Consider the following 15,606-nt stretch of genomic DNA (forward strand, 5'->3'; position numbering starts at 1 on the left):
ATGGGATCTCTAACGTTTCAGCGACTTCCTCCAAGGAGAAGCCTTTTGAAATCAGCTTGCGCGCGATGGAATGCCTTCCCGAGATATCGTTAAAATTTGGCGGAAAGAGACTTAAATATGCTTGTTCAGGAATTCTTTAACTTCCGTACTTCCTCAATCGGCAATTTGATAGTTTCGGCTACTTCCTCCAAAGAAAATCCTTTGGCAATGAGCCTGCGAGCAATGTTTTGGCGTTCAGTTTGAACTGCCTTCACTACTTCTTCTATTCCTTCCTCCCGCCCTTTTTCATACCCCAGACGCATCCAGGCCGGCATAAGTTCCATAATAGCTTCCCTCTCTTCCGGATATTGATTGGTTAATTCATAGAGCATCGCTTCGTCCTGTTTCGGATCAGGCATGAAGTATAAGTCGGCAAAGGACATAATGAGCTTTATTCTTGCGCTATCTAACCTTTTTCTTAGTTGTAAAATCATCCGCAAATACGCCAAGCGCATTTCTCTTTCTTCCCCTTTATTGTACCCCATTTTAGCCAGTAAGGCAGCAGCAACGGGGTTGTTGGAATCGACAAATTTTCGCCAATGATGATTCCGCAATTCCACTTTCAGAAATTGAAAATGCAGGATTTCCTGACCGGGGATATCCATGCTAAGCGAGTTTCGCTCACCATGCATACTATCGCCGGTAAACACGGCAATCGGAATGATCAGCTTATGTTCTTTCCGATGGCGTTCGAACAATCGGCTGAAGTAAATAAACATTCTCTCGTGGAAATCCGGCTGTTTATGCGATTGCGGCTCAAGATGAATAAGGATGAAAGCATCTGTTGTTATGTACTTTGTTTCCAGCAGCAAGTCGAGCGTTCGCGCTTCTTCACCAACCAAGTCAACAAGTTGCTCCTGCATAAGAAAACGGGTCTGGCGGTGATCGAGCAGTTTGCCGAGCTCGGGGAAGAACAAGGCAATAAACTCGGCGAAAAAAGTTTGCAGCAGCTTTTTAAAGGCTTCATCGTGAGGGATGTAGCCTTTGCCATAATCCGGTCCAAACGGTTTTTCCCGGACTTCTTGCACATGGGCGTTCATGAAATCACTCTTCCTTTCTATACGAGGTGTGATAACCGAAAGCACAAAAAAGCACACCGCGAACGCCTAATAAGCGCATCGCGAGTGTGCTTCACTCGTTTGGTATTCCTCTACTATTAGTGTAAACCCGGGCGGGAGTTTTGGCAATCTAAATCGGGATCGTTTACTGTTATCAATTTCCCTGATACATTCACTATATAAAACATATGTTGAAAATCCAACGTTTGCCTCCCATGGGGGAGGGCCGTTTTTACAGGCTCTGCGATGTAGGGCGGACAATCAGTTCGTTGATCATCACGTTCGCCGGTTGCTGAATGGCAAATAACACCGTCTTGGCAATATCGTTCGGGTCAAGCTGCTGCCATTCTTTGCTTCCTAATTTCTCTAGTTCCGGATAAATCGAATTGTCGGTAATAGTGCCGTACAGCTCGGTTTCAACGGCGCCGGGGGAGATGAGGGTTGTCCGAATATTTTGATGCGCTGCCAGCTCGGTCCGCATGCCCTCCGTTAACACCCGTACCGCATGTTTGGTGGCACTGTAGACGGAACTGGAAGGGAAGGTCAGATGTCCTGCAATAGACGAGAAATTAATAATATGTCCCTCGTTGCGTTCCTCCATATGCTTGTATACGGCCGCCATCCCATACATGACGCCCTTAATGTTTACATCGATCATCCGCTCCCATTCGTCAACCTTTAAATTCCGGAAAAAAGAAAGCGGCATGATCCCCGCGTTGTTTATCATGATGTCGATTTGTCCGAAGGTTTTAATCGTTTCGTCGGCCAATGCTTCAACGTCCGCGCGCGAGGTGACGTCCGTCACCTTGTAACCGGCTTCGCCTCCGGCGTCCCGGATTTCTGTCTGCAATTGCTTCAACCGTTCTTCCCGGCGAGCAGCCAGCATGACCTTGATCCCGTGCTGGGCGAGGAGCTTGGCTGTAGCCGCCCCCATTCCGCTGCTGGCGCCTGTGATGATCGCTACTTTTACATTCATGAGGTGTTTCCTCCCTGGATAAGATTTAACCAGACTTTGCTGGCCCAGAGTTTATATTAATAAGTGGAGTTAACTATAAGTCAAGTGTCGATATGCAGCGCATTTCTTTGCTAACGGTTGGCATAGCGCTTATTCGGCCGAAAAAACGAAGGTTTCTTTTATAACGGTTGCATGCACGCTTATTTGGGTGAAACAGTCCGTTTGCTTGCGCTCACAACCGTTAGAATTTAAAGGAAAAATAATCCAAATAACCTTATACTAAACTCTAACTATGGATTCCAAAAAAATCGTGCCCCCGCAAGGGGACACGCTTGGTTTCCTGTCACAAAGAGCCTGCGGCTGCTTCAGGGCAGCTTAAGAAATGCTCCCTTTTCCTGCAAGTCGTACAACGCCAGCTTGTAGTTGATTTGCTCCAAATATCTATACGTTTCCGCAAGATCCTTTTCTACTTTTTTCTTATGCTCGAGCATCATTTGTTTGCGTTTTTTGAGCGTGCTCTCGCCTTCCCGGTACAAATCCACATATTCTTTAATTTTGGCAAGCGGCATGCCCGTCGACCGCAGCGCCAAAATAAAATTCAACCATTCAAGACTTTCTTCGTCGTACAGCCGATTGCCGCTCGGATCGCGCTTAACGCCCGGCAGTATACCTTCCCGTTCATAGTAACGAAGCGTATAGGGCGTAATACCGCTCTCCGCCGAAACTTCCTTAATCGTAGACATAATCTTCCCTCCAAAAAAAGAGTTGACTCCAATATTTTGAGGATCATGCTAACACACTGCCGCCTACAAAATCAATCACCAGGGCATCGCTTGACAACTGCATAATCGGCGAGTTACTTTAGAGTTAAAAAAATTACCGATAAGTAAATAGGAGGGGGATATCCAGATGAAAGGACGTTGCTTATGGCTAATGATAGCGGCGATGTTCACGCTGTCTTTAACCGCATGTTCTTCAGGAAGCAATGGAGAAACCGCTGCAGCGAATGGCGATTCGGCAGTCGTCGAGGTCATGCAGGTGAAACTAGAACCTTTGAACACGGTGTATGATCTATCGGGCACGCTGCGTTCCGCCGATTCGGCGACCGTTACGTTTCAAGCATCCGGAGAAATCAAACAGACGTTGGTGGAAGTTGGCGACAAAGTCAAAGAAGGAGATGTCCTGGCCGTGCTGGATGACGCGCAGGCCCGGATTGGGTTGGATCAGGCCAAAAGCGGCGTAGCCCAGGCCAAGGGCCAAGTCAGCGCCGCCGCGGCGGGGCTCGCTCAGGCCGAAGCGCAAATCCAAAGCGCCGAGGCTAATTTGTCCGCAGTGAAGAAGGGAGCGTCCGAGGAGCAGCTGGCCCAAGTCCAAAATCAGGTGAAGCAAGCGGAAGATGCTTATAACAAAGCAAAGACCGATGCCGAGCGTTACCAAAATTTATATGGGCAAGGGTTAATTTCGCTTAATGATTACGAGCAAGCGCAACTTCAGCTAAAAAATGCGGCGAACACACTGGACAGCGCAAAGCAGCAACTGAAGGAGTTGACCGACGGCGCTACGGCTGAGCAGCTAAAAACCGCCAAAGCCACGCTTGAACAAGCCCAGTCCGGCAAACAATCGGCCTTGGCCGCCAAAACGCAAGCCGAGGCGGGGTATCAAAACGCGCTGGCCAGCCAGGAGCAGGCCGAACTGGCCCTGTCCAAAACGAAATTGACGGCTACCGTATCCGGTACAATACTGGAAAAAATGGCCGTGTCCGGCCAGGCCGCCGCTGCGGGAAACCCGGCTTTTGTCATCGGGTCGACCGCCGAACTGCAAGTGCTGCTCCCGGTTCCGGACAGCGAAATTTCCGCTTGGAAGAAAGGGCAGAAGGTTGATGTGGCGTTGGGGAACGAAACCCGGACCGGAACCGTAACCCGCGTTTATCCGCAAACCAATGCGGGGACGGGCACGATTTCCGTGGAAGTGAACGTTCTTAACCCGAACAAGGATTGGTTCCCGGGACAGGTTGTGAAGGCGGGGCTTCAAGTTTCCGATCAAAAGGGGATCCTCGTCCCGGCTGAAGCCGTGATCAGCAAGGGCCAGGAGCCGTACGTGTTCCGTGATGCGGGCGGAAAAGCGGTAAAAACGACCGTCGAACTGGGGGATGAAATCATTGATAACCGCTTCCGGATTTTGTCCGGTTTGCAGGAGGGAGATGTCGTCGTGACCGCCGGAGCCGAAGGGCTGTTTGACGGGGATTCCATTGTAACGGCGGAGGACACGGCCAATGATTAATTTTCTGGTCAGAAAACGCAAAATCACCCTGTTGTTTTTCATGATGCTTATTTTAGTCGGCGTGTACAGCTTTACGGGGCTGGCCCGTCAGGATATGCCGGATGCGGTGGTGAAGACCGCGCTGGTGACGACGGTTTACCCGGGGGCGACCCCGGAAAAGGTGGAGCAATCCGTCACCAAGGTGCTGGAACAGGCGATCAAAAAGGTGGATAGCGTAGAGAACATCATCTCTACTTCGGGAAGCGGGTATTCCAGCATTACGGTGGAGGCCTACGCGGACGCAGACGCCGAAGCGGCCTGGGACGAGCTGCGCAAGAATGTCCAGGACGCCGCCGCCGATTTGCCGGACGACGTAAATCAGCCGGTCGTCAATGATAACCTGGCCTCCGCTTTTGTCGGCTCCTATGTGATTTACGCAGATAACCGGGAGGACCTGTACACGCTGAACGATACGATGATCGAATGGCGCGACCAGATCCAGACGGTAAAAGGCGTGGCCGGCGTGGAAATCCAAGGAATTCCCGACAGTGAAGTCGCCGTGCAGATCGATACGCAGAAATTGCAGCAATACGGAATTCCGTGGGGAATGGTCATTCAAGCCGTACAAAAGATGAACGAGCGCGTACCGTTGGGCGACCTAAGTTACGATAGCCGCAATTATCAGCTGATGGTCAAAAGTTTGGATGACGTTAAGAAACTGAATGATGTTTTGATTATGAGGACGCAAGACGGGTTCCCTGTTTATTTAAAAGACGTCGGCGAAGCCAAGCTGGGGTATAGCGATCCGGAATATTTGCCTTATTATAACGGGAAGCCCGCCATTCTGGTCAACGTCAACGCGCAGACGGGCTCGGATGTGCCTTCGATGGATAAGCTCATTACGGCGAAGCTTGGCGATTTGGCCGGAGGCTTGCCGAAAAACGTGATGTTTAAGACGGCATTTGCCCAACTGGAAATCGTGGACAAAATGTTTAATGATTTGACCCGGGAGATGCTGATTGCGATCGTCGCCGTAATTATCGTTTGTATGCTTGGTCTTAATCTGCTGACGGCGGCTTTTGTGGCCTTGGCCATTCCGGTCTCGATCGCGCTGGGGCTAATCGCCTTGCCGCTGGCCGGGGTAACCTTGAATGAAATCACGATCGTTGGTCTGATTATCGTGCTGGGGATTCTGGTGGATGACGCCGTGGTCGTCAACGATAACATCGAGCGGCGGCTCAGCGAACTCGGAGAAAGCCCGTCCGACGCTTCCGTAAAAGGAGCGAAGGAGGTTTCCATTTCGATTCTGACGGCCACGTTGTCGACCATCTTTGCCTTTATGCCGCTGCTGTTCCTTACGGGCGACGTCGGCTCCTTCATCAAGCCGATTCCGATCGTGATTTCCTGCTCCATGTTGGCGTCCATGGCGATGTCGCTGACGATCATCCCGATTTTCCGCGAGTGGCATGAGAAGCGCAGAGTCCAGCGTCAAGCGAAAAAAGGCGAGGGAAAGCCGCCCGGTTTGCTTGGTAAACAAATTCATAGTGCAACGCAGTGGTATTCTGGTAAAATTATTCCAAAGGTGCTGAAGCGGCCTCTGCTTACCGCGCTGACCGGACTGTTGATCGGCACGGCTTCGTTTGGTTTTGCGCTGCTGACGCCGATCGATCTGTTTCCGCAGGCGGAAGATCCGAACGTGAACATCAATGTGGAAATGCCGGTCGGAACGTCGTTCCAGGAAACGGATCGCGTGCTGTCAAGCATCGCCGAGTGGGTGCTGAAGCAGCCGGAAGCGGAGACGGTCAGCTACGGCGTTGGCGGAAAGGCACCGCAATTATTTTCGGACATCACGAACATGGTAAGCTCTTCGCCGACGGTCGGCCAAATCGCGGTTGCCGGCAAAGAGGGGAAATACAACTGGGAAAAAACGGTGCAATCCTGGCAGGAGAAATTGAAGAAACAGCACCCTGGGGCCACCATCACGACGAACATTCCGCGGCTGGGGACTCCGGTTGGAGCGGCCGTATCCGTGCGGATTTCGGGCGAAGATTTGGCTGAACTCCAGACCCTGTCCCAGCAGGTGAAGGAGAAAATTGCCCGGGTGGACGGCACCTCGGGAATCAAAGACAATTTTGGAAACCAAAGCTATACGCTGGAGTTTGCCGTTAACGAAGAGGCTATGAAACAGCATCAGGTGGATTACCGGACCTTGACCCAAACGCTGCGGCTGATGGGCGACGGCCTCGATATCGGCGATTTTGACACGGGGAAACAAATCATCGATGTTAATTTGTATATGAAAAACAAGGACGGCAACCCTAGCGATCTATTCCAGCAAATTAACGTAACCAATGACCAAGGCGTGCAGGTGCCGTTATCGCAGCTCGCGGAATTAAAGCCGTCGTTCTCCATCCAGAAAATTCAGCACTACAACCTGGTGCGTACCGTTACGGTGGAGGCTGATGCGACAGGCGGCAAAACCGCAACGGAGCTTAATGCGGAAATTAGCGCTCTCCTCGGCGACATGCATTTTCCGGATGGCTATACCTGGACGCTTGGCGGCGAAACGTCGGATCAGGCCGAGATTTTCGCGGATTTGGGCAACTTGTTCATTATCGTCATCTTCCTGATTCTGCTGCTGATTACGGTGCAGTTCTACTCGCTGTCGGCGCCGGTCATCATTATGACGACGGTATATCTGGCTGCGGCGGGCGGAGTCATCGGCATCTTTATTTCCGGCTCGTCGATCGGCTTCATGAGCATCATGGGGATCATCTCCCTGGCGGGGATCGTCGTGCGGAACGGGATCGTACTCATCGAATTTATCGAGGATGCGCGCCGCGAAGGCGTAGAGCTTAAGGAAGCGGTCATTGGAGCGACCTCGGCCCGTTTCCGGCCGATCCTGCTGACCTCGCTGACCGCCATCATCGGTTTGTTGCCGCTGGCCCTTACGGGAAGCATCCTGTTCCGGCCGATGGCCTACACGATTATTTTCGGGCTGATGTTTTCGACGTTGCTCACTTTGATCGTCGTTCCGTCTTTGTATATGGTGGTAGCCTTGTATAAAGAAAAACGCCAGAAGCGGAAAGCAAAACGGGATGCCGGACCGGGGGGACCTTCGGGCCATCTTCCGGAAGGGCCGAATAACCCGCTGACCATGTAAGCAGTCCGCTCGTTTAGCGGGCAGGGTCTTTTACGGAGTGCGTTTATTTCGCAGATCAATCCCTGAAGAAAGGATCATACGGTGTGAGTAAGAAAACAGCGATCATTGACGCGGCGTTTCAACTCTTTCAGGAGAAAGGGTTTGTTTTAACGACGATCGATGAAATTGCCAAGGCAAGCGGCATGACCAAGCCGTCGTTTTACAAGTATTTCCCCAGTAAAGAGGATCTGCTGCTGGAAGTGCTCGAGATTTTTACCGAAGAGCTGGAGGAACAGGTCCAGCGGCTCTATCGCAAAGTGGATTTATCGAAAAGCGACCGGATCATCGAGTTATGCCTGATTTATCTGGAAGATATTTTTAAATATCACACTTATCTCGACTTTTTTCTGGATCCAGCGCAACATTTTTTTGAAAATGAACACATACAAAACGCAGTGATGACGGTTGAACGTAAAGTATTTACATGGTTGCAGGACAGTATTGTCGATCTGTACGGCGAGCAAATGGACGGATTTGCCGTGGACGTGTCATTTATCGCGGTCAGCATCATGTTTGTGTACACCCGGGTGTGCGGTCCGAATCTGTCCCATGACCAAAACCGTAAGTTAGCGGTTTATATTGAATACTTGATCGGTGTAGTGGTCGAAGGGCTGAAGTTCAAAAAACCGGATATGCCGCTGTTGTTTGAGACACCTTCCTGGATCATGAACTGCTGGCCGGAGGACGTTACGCCGGTGATGAGATCGCGTCAGCTTCAGCGGGTGTATCGCAGAATGGAGTCGATCATCCAAGATCACGCATCCCTGAGCGATTCCGAAAAGCAAGATTACCTTCAGGCCATTGCCCAAATCAAAACAGAGTCAAAGGACTCCTTAAACCAAAACATCGTCATCAAAGCGTTGCTGTATTACCTTGAGCAGCTTGACGAGCTGCGTGACGAATGCGGGCAGTTAAGGCGGGTTTTTGAGCCGGAGGCACCCTCGTCACAAATTTGAATCTTTACTGCGTTGCCGCCCGGATCTTGGATCCGGGCTTTTTGCTTTGTGAGCTTAGAAATCGGCGATATGATCATGTTGATCCCCATTAGCGGAATTTTTTGTCCTTATTTGCCTATGAGTGGTCCAGAACGCGGGCATTTCCTAGCGATTCGAGAAAATAGCGACATAAATTTCCTCTATTTCTCTCAAATGGACGGGTATCACCGGAATAACGACACTTTTTGCGCTTATGTTTTCATTATAGGTGGAGCGCGCAAAATCAAACGGTTGTGAGCGCCGTTATTTGGGTTGAAACGAGAGAATACAATAATGTAAACGGTTGCCAGCGAGCTTATTTCCTTTTTATCGGCAGTAGTGGGGCGGTTGAACTTATTTTTTCGCTGAGTTTCTCAAATAGTCTATGTAAAATTTACACAATTAAAAATGGAGTGTATAAAAATAAATCGTAGCGCGGTATACCCTTGTAATATAGGGATTTTCGAGATTTTGGAAGAAATAAACGAAAAAATATAATTGAAAATAGCTTGATAGAAACGCTTTCATTTGCTATGATAGCGCTATAAAAAGCCGGGAATGATGTAAAATTTACATATTATTATCATTTTGTATGGTAGATTTTCCGTCTTGCTCGCTTTTTGAATCCTATGAAAGAGGTGGTAAGGATAAGACGGATCGTCATAGACACGGATATCGGCGACGATATCGACGACGCGCTGGCTATTGTGTTGGCTCTGAATTCCCCGGAACTGGACTTGGCCGGATTAACGACGGTGTACAGAAACACCGGCCTGCGTACAAAATTGGCATTGCAATTGCTTAAAGCTTACGGGAGATTGGACATTCCTGTGGCGACCGGCATCGGCAGCCCGCTGATCAACAAGACGGATACCGCCAGCATTCCGTGCCAGTGGGCGGAGGAATACCGGGACATCGATCTCAACTGCGAGCAGCATGCGGCGGATTTTCTGATCGATCAGGTGCGGCGCGACCCAGATTTGACGATTGTCGCCATCGGCCCGCTGACCAATATCGCCTGTGCGGTGATGAAAGCTCCCGAGGTGATGCGGGGCGCCAACATTGTGATGATGGGCGGGATGCACTCGGCTTTTTACCCGGAGTGGAACATCGTGTGTGATCCCGAAGCGGCGAGAATCGTCTTTGATGCGGGGCTGAAGCTGACGATGATCGGCCTCGACGTCACCCTGCAGTGTCGGTTAACCCAGGCCGATGTGGATCGGATCAAGCGCGCGGGGAGAATGGAAACCGATTTTTTGTCGCGCCTGATAACGATGTGGATGGATTCGTCGAAACATCTCCCTATCCTGCATGATCCATTGACGGTTGCTTATCTTAGTCATCCGGATTTGTTGGACCTTGCGCCAAAAAAGATTTCCATAGAGTGCAAAGGGGAGTTTACCAGGGGGATGACGGTCGAACACAGAGACGTATTCTTCGAGCGGCCGATGGAAACCAATGTGCTGGCTGCCGTCGGGGTAAAAAGCGAAGCTTTCATTCAACTGTTTTTGCAAAGATTGCTTAAATAGGTTGTTCAAAAAGTCCGCTTTTGAAGATATAAGAAAGAATTGACTACTAAGTATCTGCTTCCTTATATCGCAAGAAAAACTACCGCTAATCGCGGTCTGTCTTCTTTGAGAGTACATCGATAAGTTTTTCTTATCACGAAGTAGATTCAAGTAGTAACTCGGCATCGAATCTTGAATTCAGCCGGGCCAAGCATATGCTTCCGAAGCATGTTTCCTACGGAAACATTTCAGGTGCTCACGTACCCAAAACGTACGCTCCGCTCCTCGGTCCTGGCTTCATCCGACCTAAAGCGTTTTGAAAAAACGCACATCGGAAGCATAATCTTCGGTGCTGAAAACCGACCTTTTTGAACACGCACTTAAATGAACAGGGGGGCTCTATATGAAAACAAAGAAAATATTAGGGATTTCGATGCTGGCTCTGATGCTTGTCGTGGCGGGATGCGGAGGCAAGTCGTCCGGCGGGGGCGCAAGTGAAGGCGCAAACGCAAAACAAGGTTCGGGGGAGCAGGTGACGCTGGAAATCTTCAACCAGAAGTCCGAAGTCAAGGACTATCTGAACCAGATCATCGCCAATTTCGAGGCGGAGAACCCGAACATTAAAGTCAATCAGGTGCAGGTTCCGGATTCGCGAAAGGTGCTGTACAACCGGCTGGCCAGCAGCGATGCGCCCGATATCATGTCCATCTTTCCGAATGAATCCGATTTCAAAACGCAAGCCGAGTCCGATTACTTTATGGATTTGACCGGCACCGATGTGCTTGCGAACATCAATCCGCAATTTTTGGACGGCGTCAAGGTGAACGGCAAAGACTACAGCGCGCCGCTGACAGTAAACGCTTACGGCATCTTTTATAATGCGGATAAATTTGCCGAGCTCGGCTTGAAGGTGCCGGCAACCTGGGCGGAACTGGAGCAAACCGCGGCGGCGATTAAAGAGAAGGGCGCTATCCCGTTTGCCACCAGCTTTAAGGCAGCCTGGTCCGCGGGCCATCTCACCGAAGCGCTGCTGACCAATGCCGTCGGTTATGAAGCGGCCAACGGATTTTTCCAGGACACTTCGGTCAAGGCGGCGGACGATCCTGGCATTCAAAAGCTGATAGCGCAAATGGATTTTATTCGCGACAACAGCCAGCCTGACGCTGCGGGAGCGGATTATCCGGATGCCGTAAATCTGTTTGCCACGGGACAAGCACTCATGCTTCCGCAAGGCATTTGGGCTGTCCCGGTGATCGAACAAGCCGGGATGGAAGATGAATACAAGATGTTCCCTATTCCGAATGAAAGCGGTAACGGGGCTGTCGTAGGCGGCATCGATTACGCGCTGGCGATCTCCGCTTCCACGGAACACCCGGAAGAGGCCAAAAAGTTCGTGAAGTTTATGGCCGATCAGCAGACGGCGCAATATTTGGCGGACAATGAGAAGTCTCCTTCCACCATCACGGGCGTCAAAGCGGACGCTCCGCAAACGGAGGATGTCACCAAGCTGATTACGGAAGACGGACGTTATTATCCATGGCTTCACTTTAACTGGAAGGCGGGCCTTGATTCCAGCTGGGGCACGGAAACCTCCGCGTATCTGATTATGAAAGACAAGGACGCCTTGCTGAAATGGATTAACCAGGAGTTTGGCAAGTAAGATAAAGTCGGACTGGAGAGGATGCATCATTCTCTCCGGTTTCCACATTTATTTTTGAAAAGAGGGGGATTGTGATGAAAACATTCAACAGATATGCCCATTACTTGTTTACACTGCCGGCGCTTCTGTTGTACGCCGTTTTCTTCCTTTACCCGATGGTGAACGGATTTTTGTACAGTCTGAGCGATTGGGACGGGCTGAGCAAGACGAGTCATTTCATTGGGGTGGACAACTATGTGCGGCTGGTTCAGGATGACCGGATTCTGAGCAGCCTAGGCTTTACCTTTAAATATGCGCTGGGCCTGATCGTCCTGACCGTGGTGCTTGCCGTAGTGATCGCTTTGCTGCTCAATCGCGTTCGCCGCTTCCAATCGTTTTACCGGACGACGTATTTCTTCCCGGCCGTACTCAGCATGATTACCGTCGGTTTGATTTTCAACCAGTTGTTCTCCCAGGCCCTTCCGGCTTTTGGCAAAGCCGTCGGCTCGGATGTGCTGTCGCGGAATTTGCTGTCCAATCCGGATTGGGCCTTCTTCGGCTTGTTGTTCGTCAGCCTGTGGCAAGGCTTGGCCATTCCGACGCTGCTGTTCCTGGCGGCTCTGCAGAGCGTGCCCAAGGATTTGCTCGAAGCGGCCAGCCTGGACGGCGCCACCCCTTGGCAGCGGTTCCGCTCCGTCGTCATTCCGTTTCTGATCCCGACCTTAAATATCGTCGTAATCCTCTCGGCCAAAAGCGGGCTCACCGCGTTTGATTACATTATGGCGATGACAGGAGGAGGACCGGGCAGAACGACGGAGAGCGTAGGATTGCTCGTCTACAATTTTGCCTTTCAGGAATTTAAATTCAGTTACGCAAGCTCGCTGGCGATCGTCTTGTTCGTTATCATTGCCATCGTATCGATCGTACAGATCCGCTCCATGAGCAGGCTGGAGGTGAATGCATGATGAACGGCAGCAGTGAAAAGCGATTGTCCGCGGTCAGCTATGTTTTGTTGTCCGCCGGCCTGGTTGTCATTTTTCTGCCCCTCTATTTGACGGTGATCACGGCATTCAAAACAAGCAAGGAAAGCGCCAGAAACTTTTTTGCTTTCCCATCGGAGCTGTATTTGGGCAATTTCCAGGAAGTGCTGTTCAACAATAATTTCTTTCAATTTTTCTCCAACTCCGTTTTGATTACGGTGGTTTCGATTTTGTTGATCCTGCTGGTTGTGCCGCTTACGGCCTACGCCATCAGCCGCAATATGAACAAATGGTATTTCAAAACGTTGTACATCCTGTTTATTATGGGAATTATCATTCCTTTCCAGGTGATCATGCTGCCCGTGACCCGACTGATGACGGAGCTTGACCTGCTGAACCGGTTCGGGCTGATTTTGCTTTACGTGACTTATGCGCTAACGCAAGGCGTATTCTTATATGTAGGCTACATTCGTACGACGATTCCGAAAGAATTGGAAGAGGCGGCGGAGGTGGACGGCTGCTCCAAATTCAGAACGTACCGCTCGGTTATTTTTCCGCTGCTGGCTCCTCTGACCGCCACGGTGATTATCGTCAATTCCTTTTGGATCTGGAACGACTTCCTGCTGCCGCTGCTGATTTTGAACAAATCGGAAACGTTTTGGACGCTTCCGTTATTCCAATATAACTTCAAATCGCAATATTCGTTTAATTACAATCTGGCCTTTGCATCGTTCGTCATGACGGTGATTCCGATTATGCTGGTGTACGTCTTTTTCCAAAAGCAAATTATCGCCGGTTTAACGGGCGGGGCTGTTAAAAGCTAATAACGGGGTGATACGGATGGCATTTCCTAAAGACTACATGGAAAAATTGTATGGAGGCTGGTTAGGCAAGGTGATCGGTGTGGTGCATGGCGCCAATATCGAGGGCTGGTCCTACGAACGGATCGGACAAACCTTTGGGGAAATTACGGACTATCCTTATTTGTTCAAGCATTTTGCGGCGGATGATGATATCAATGGCCCGGTATTTTTTATGCGGGCGTTGGCCGACTTTGATCCAAACCGGCTAACGGAGCGGGAAATGGCCCATACGCTGCGGAACTACGCGGGGGAAGGGCACGGCTTCTTCTGGTGGGGAGGCTACGGCGTTTCGACCGAGCATACGGCTTACCTGAATTTGAAAAACGGCGTTCCCGCTCCGCTGTCCGGTTCCATTGAGCAGAACGGCAAAACGGCGGCCGAGCAGATCGGCGGGCAGATTTTCTCGGACTGCTGGGGGCTGGTATGCCCGGGCGATCCGTTCAAAGCGGCGGAGCTTGCGGGGATGATGTCAAGCGTCACGCACGGCGGGGACGGCATCCGCGGCGGGCGTTTTATTGCCGCCTGCATCGCATCCGCGTTTGTGAAGGGTAAGGTGGAGGAGATCCTTGCGGACGGATTGTCCGTCATTGAGGAAACCAGCGATTACGCGCGGATGGCGCGGGATATCATGGCCTTTCACCTTGAGCATCCGGAGGACTGGCGCGAAGCGTTTGCTTATGTTCAGGAAAAATACGGGTACCAGCATTATGAAGGGGTCTGCCATATTATTCCTAACGCGGCCGTAATCGTGTTATCCTTATTGTACGGGCAGGGCGACTTCAGCCGGACGATCAATATCTGCAATATGTGCGGGTGGGATACGGACTGCAATGTGGGGAATGTGGGAACGATTCTCGGTGTTCTGAACGGCCCCGGCGGAATCGAGGCAAAGTGGAAAGACCCGATCAACGATTTCGTCTGCTGCTCCGGCATTTTGGGCAGCTTAAATTTGCGGACGATTCCGCAAATCACCACCGATACGGCCAAGCTGGCCAGCAAGTTAAACGGGGAGCCGATCCCGGAATGGGAGGAGATTTTGCGGGACGACAGCGCCCATTATCTGCATTTTGAACTGCCCGGTTCCACGCATGCGCTGGAATGGAAATACCGCGGGAATGAGCGGATTTTGCTCGCCAATACGGACCGCGAGGCTTACAAAGGAAAGCGATCCTTGCAGCTTACGGCGCCTTCGGTGTTTACCGGAACGACTTTCGACGTGTTTTTCCTGACGTACGGCTCGCCGGGCGATTTCGACGACAGCCGCTACGATCCGGACATCTCGCCGACCGTATATCCCGGACAGACCGTGGAAGCTTGGCTCAAGCTCGACGAGGCGGTAGGCACCGGCCTCCATGTGCGCTTGTTTGCGGAGGATGTCTTCACCGGACACCGCCTGTACAGCGCCCCGCTCGTTTTGAATGGAGAATGGCAGCGGGTCGGCTACCAAATTCCGTATGCCGAGAACGCGGCGATTGGCAAGGTCGGTATGGAGTACACGGTGAGCGGAGATTCCAGCCTGCGGGAGAAATCTTTTTCCCTGAAATGGTTCCTGGACGAGTTCAAAGTGTATGGGGCTGCGGATTATGCCGTCGATTTTGCCTCCCAGCGCATGGAGAAATGGAACGCCCTGCACCAGACGGTGTCGCAGATGACTTACCTGCGGGGGATATGGAGATTGGAGGAAGGCCGGCTGGCCGGCGGCCACGGATTCGAACCGGCCGAATGCTATACAGGTTCGCATTTGTGGGACGATTACCGGTTCCGGGTCAAGCTGAAACCGCTCAAAGGCGAGCAGCATTCCGTCCTGTTCCGCGTGCAGGGGGCGATGCGGGGGTACGTCGTCGGACTGGCACCAGGGCAAACGATTGCCTTGTACAAAAATTTCGAAGGCTACCGCATGCTGCAATCCCAGCCGTTCCCCTGGAAGCATGGATTGGACTATGAACTGGAAGTCAGCGTAAGGGGCTCCTTGATCGAGGTTTCGATCGACGGAAGCCCGGCCATTCAGTATCGCGATGAAGACGCGCCTTATTTGCGCGGCGCCATCGGCTTCGGCAATGACGGCGGAAGCCGTACGGCCTATTCATCCTATCAAGTAAAGCCTTTACTGTAAATTTGCTGTAAATATA

At 51.3% G+C, this 15,606-nt stretch carries 11 protein-coding genes; 8 read left to right on the forward strand and 3 right to left on the reverse strand.

Going from position 1 to position 15,606, the window contains the following annotated elements; genetic code table 11:
* Nucleotides 1-125 precede the first annotated feature (125 nt).
* From NYE69_RS05595 to NYE69_RS05605, 3 genes are all read right to left on the reverse strand, one after another.
* Nucleotides 126-1,079, reverse strand: a complete 954-nt coding sequence (locus NYE69_RS05595) for an Rpn family recombination-promoting nuclease/putative transposase (RefSeq protein ID WP_340924977.1) — start codon at nucleotides 1,077-1,079, stop codon at nucleotides 126-128.
* A 250-nt stretch (nucleotides 1,080-1,329) separates the two neighbouring features.
* Nucleotides 1,330-2,073: an SDR family oxidoreductase gene (locus NYE69_RS05600; RefSeq protein WP_036626677.1), complete on the reverse strand. Its 744-nt coding sequence runs from the start codon at nucleotides 2,071-2,073 to the stop codon at nucleotides 1,330-1,332.
* A 344-nt stretch (nucleotides 2,074-2,417) separates the two neighbouring features.
* Nucleotides 2,418-2,795, reverse strand: a complete 378-nt coding sequence (locus NYE69_RS05605; protein WP_340924981.1) for a MerR family transcriptional regulator — start codon at nucleotides 2,793-2,795, stop codon at nucleotides 2,418-2,420.
* 166 nt (nucleotides 2,796-2,961) lie between these two features.
* On the opposite strand from NYE69_RS05605, the gene NYE69_RS05610 reads away from it, so the two are divergent.
* From NYE69_RS05610 to NYE69_RS05645, 8 genes are all read left to right on the forward strand, one after another.
* Entirely contained in the window at nucleotides 2,962-4,332 is a 1,371-nt protein-coding gene (locus NYE69_RS05610) for an efflux RND transporter periplasmic adaptor subunit (RefSeq protein WP_340924985.1), read from the forward strand.
* Nucleotides 4,325-7,474: an efflux RND transporter permease subunit gene (locus NYE69_RS05615; protein WP_328269570.1), complete on the forward strand. Its 3,150-nt coding sequence runs from the start codon at nucleotides 4,325-4,327 to the stop codon at nucleotides 7,472-7,474. Before NYE69_RS05610 ends, NYE69_RS05615 begins: the two co-directional genes overlap by 8 nt.
* Before the next feature lie 83 nt (nucleotides 7,475-7,557).
* Nucleotides 7,558-8,469: a TetR/AcrR family transcriptional regulator gene (locus NYE69_RS05620; RefSeq protein WP_328269571.1), complete on the forward strand. Its 912-nt coding sequence runs from the start codon at nucleotides 7,558-7,560 to the stop codon at nucleotides 8,467-8,469.
* A gap of 656 nt (nucleotides 8,470-9,125) precedes the next feature.
* Nucleotides 9,126-10,016 carry a nucleoside hydrolase gene (locus tag NYE69_RS05625; RefSeq protein ID WP_328269572.1) on the forward strand — a complete coding sequence of 297 codons (891 nt, stop codon included), beginning with the start codon at nucleotides 9,126-9,128 and terminating at the stop codon, nucleotides 10,014-10,016.
* A gap of 382 nt (nucleotides 10,017-10,398) precedes the next feature.
* Entirely contained in the window at nucleotides 10,399-11,655 is a 1,257-nt protein-coding gene (locus NYE69_RS05630) for an extracellular solute-binding protein (RefSeq protein ID WP_340924988.1), read from the forward strand.
* A 74-nt stretch (nucleotides 11,656-11,729) separates the two neighbouring features.
* Nucleotides 11,730-12,599 (forward strand): carbohydrate ABC transporter permease, encoded by an 870-nt coding sequence (locus NYE69_RS05635; RefSeq protein WP_340924992.1) that lies wholly within the window; start codon nucleotides 11,730-11,732, stop codon nucleotides 12,597-12,599.
* Nucleotides 12,596-13,438: a carbohydrate ABC transporter permease gene (locus NYE69_RS05640; protein ID WP_340924995.1), complete on the forward strand. Its 843-nt coding sequence runs from the start codon at nucleotides 12,596-12,598 to the stop codon at nucleotides 13,436-13,438. The genes NYE69_RS05635 and NYE69_RS05640 overlap by 4 nt, the downstream gene beginning before the upstream one ends.
* Before the next feature lie 16 nt (nucleotides 13,439-13,454).
* A complete protein-coding gene (locus NYE69_RS05645; RefSeq protein ID WP_340924999.1) occupies nucleotides 13,455-15,590 on the forward strand; it encodes an ADP-ribosylglycohydrolase family protein in 2,136 nt (711 codons plus the stop codon).
* Nucleotides 15,591-15,606 lie beyond the last annotated feature (16 nt).

This window comes from Paenibacillus sp. FSL R5-0527 (assembly GCF_038008055.1).
Taxonomy (GTDB): domain Bacteria; phylum Bacillota; class Bacilli; order Paenibacillales; family Paenibacillaceae; genus Fontibacillus; species Fontibacillus macerans.

Excerpts from the sequence above, each read along its gene's own strand:
- NYE69_RS05605 (WP_340924981.1), bottom strand. The coding sequence starts at position 2,795 with ATGTCTACGATTAAGGAAGTTTCGGCGGAGAGCGGTATTACGCCCTAT.
- NYE69_RS05610 (WP_340924985.1), top strand. The coding sequence starts at position 2,962 with ATGAAAGGACGTTGCTTATGGCTAATGATAGCGGCGATGTTCACGCTG.
- NYE69_RS05630 (WP_340924988.1), top strand. The coding sequence starts at position 10,399 with ATGAAAACAAAGAAAATATTAGGGATTTCGATGCTGGCTCTGATGCTT.
- NYE69_RS05595 (WP_340924977.1), bottom strand. The coding sequence starts at position 1,079 with ATGAACGCCCATGTGCAAGAAGTCCGGGAAAAACCGTTTGGACCGGAT.
- NYE69_RS05615 (WP_328269570.1), top strand. The coding sequence starts at position 4,325 with ATGATTAATTTTCTGGTCAGAAAACGCAAAATCACCCTGTTGTTTTTC.
- NYE69_RS05635 (WP_340924992.1), top strand. The coding sequence starts at position 11,730 with ATGAAAACATTCAACAGATATGCCCATTACTTGTTTACACTGCCGGCG.
- NYE69_RS05600 (WP_036626677.1), bottom strand. The coding sequence starts at position 2,073 with ATGAATGTAAAAGTAGCGATCATCACAGGCGCCAGCAGCGGAATGGGG.
- NYE69_RS05640 (WP_340924995.1), top strand. The coding sequence starts at position 12,596 with ATGATGAACGGCAGCAGTGAAAAGCGATTGTCCGCGGTCAGCTATGTT.
- NYE69_RS05645 (WP_340924999.1), top strand. The coding sequence starts at position 13,455 with ATGGCATTTCCTAAAGACTACATGGAAAAATTGTATGGAGGCTGGTTA.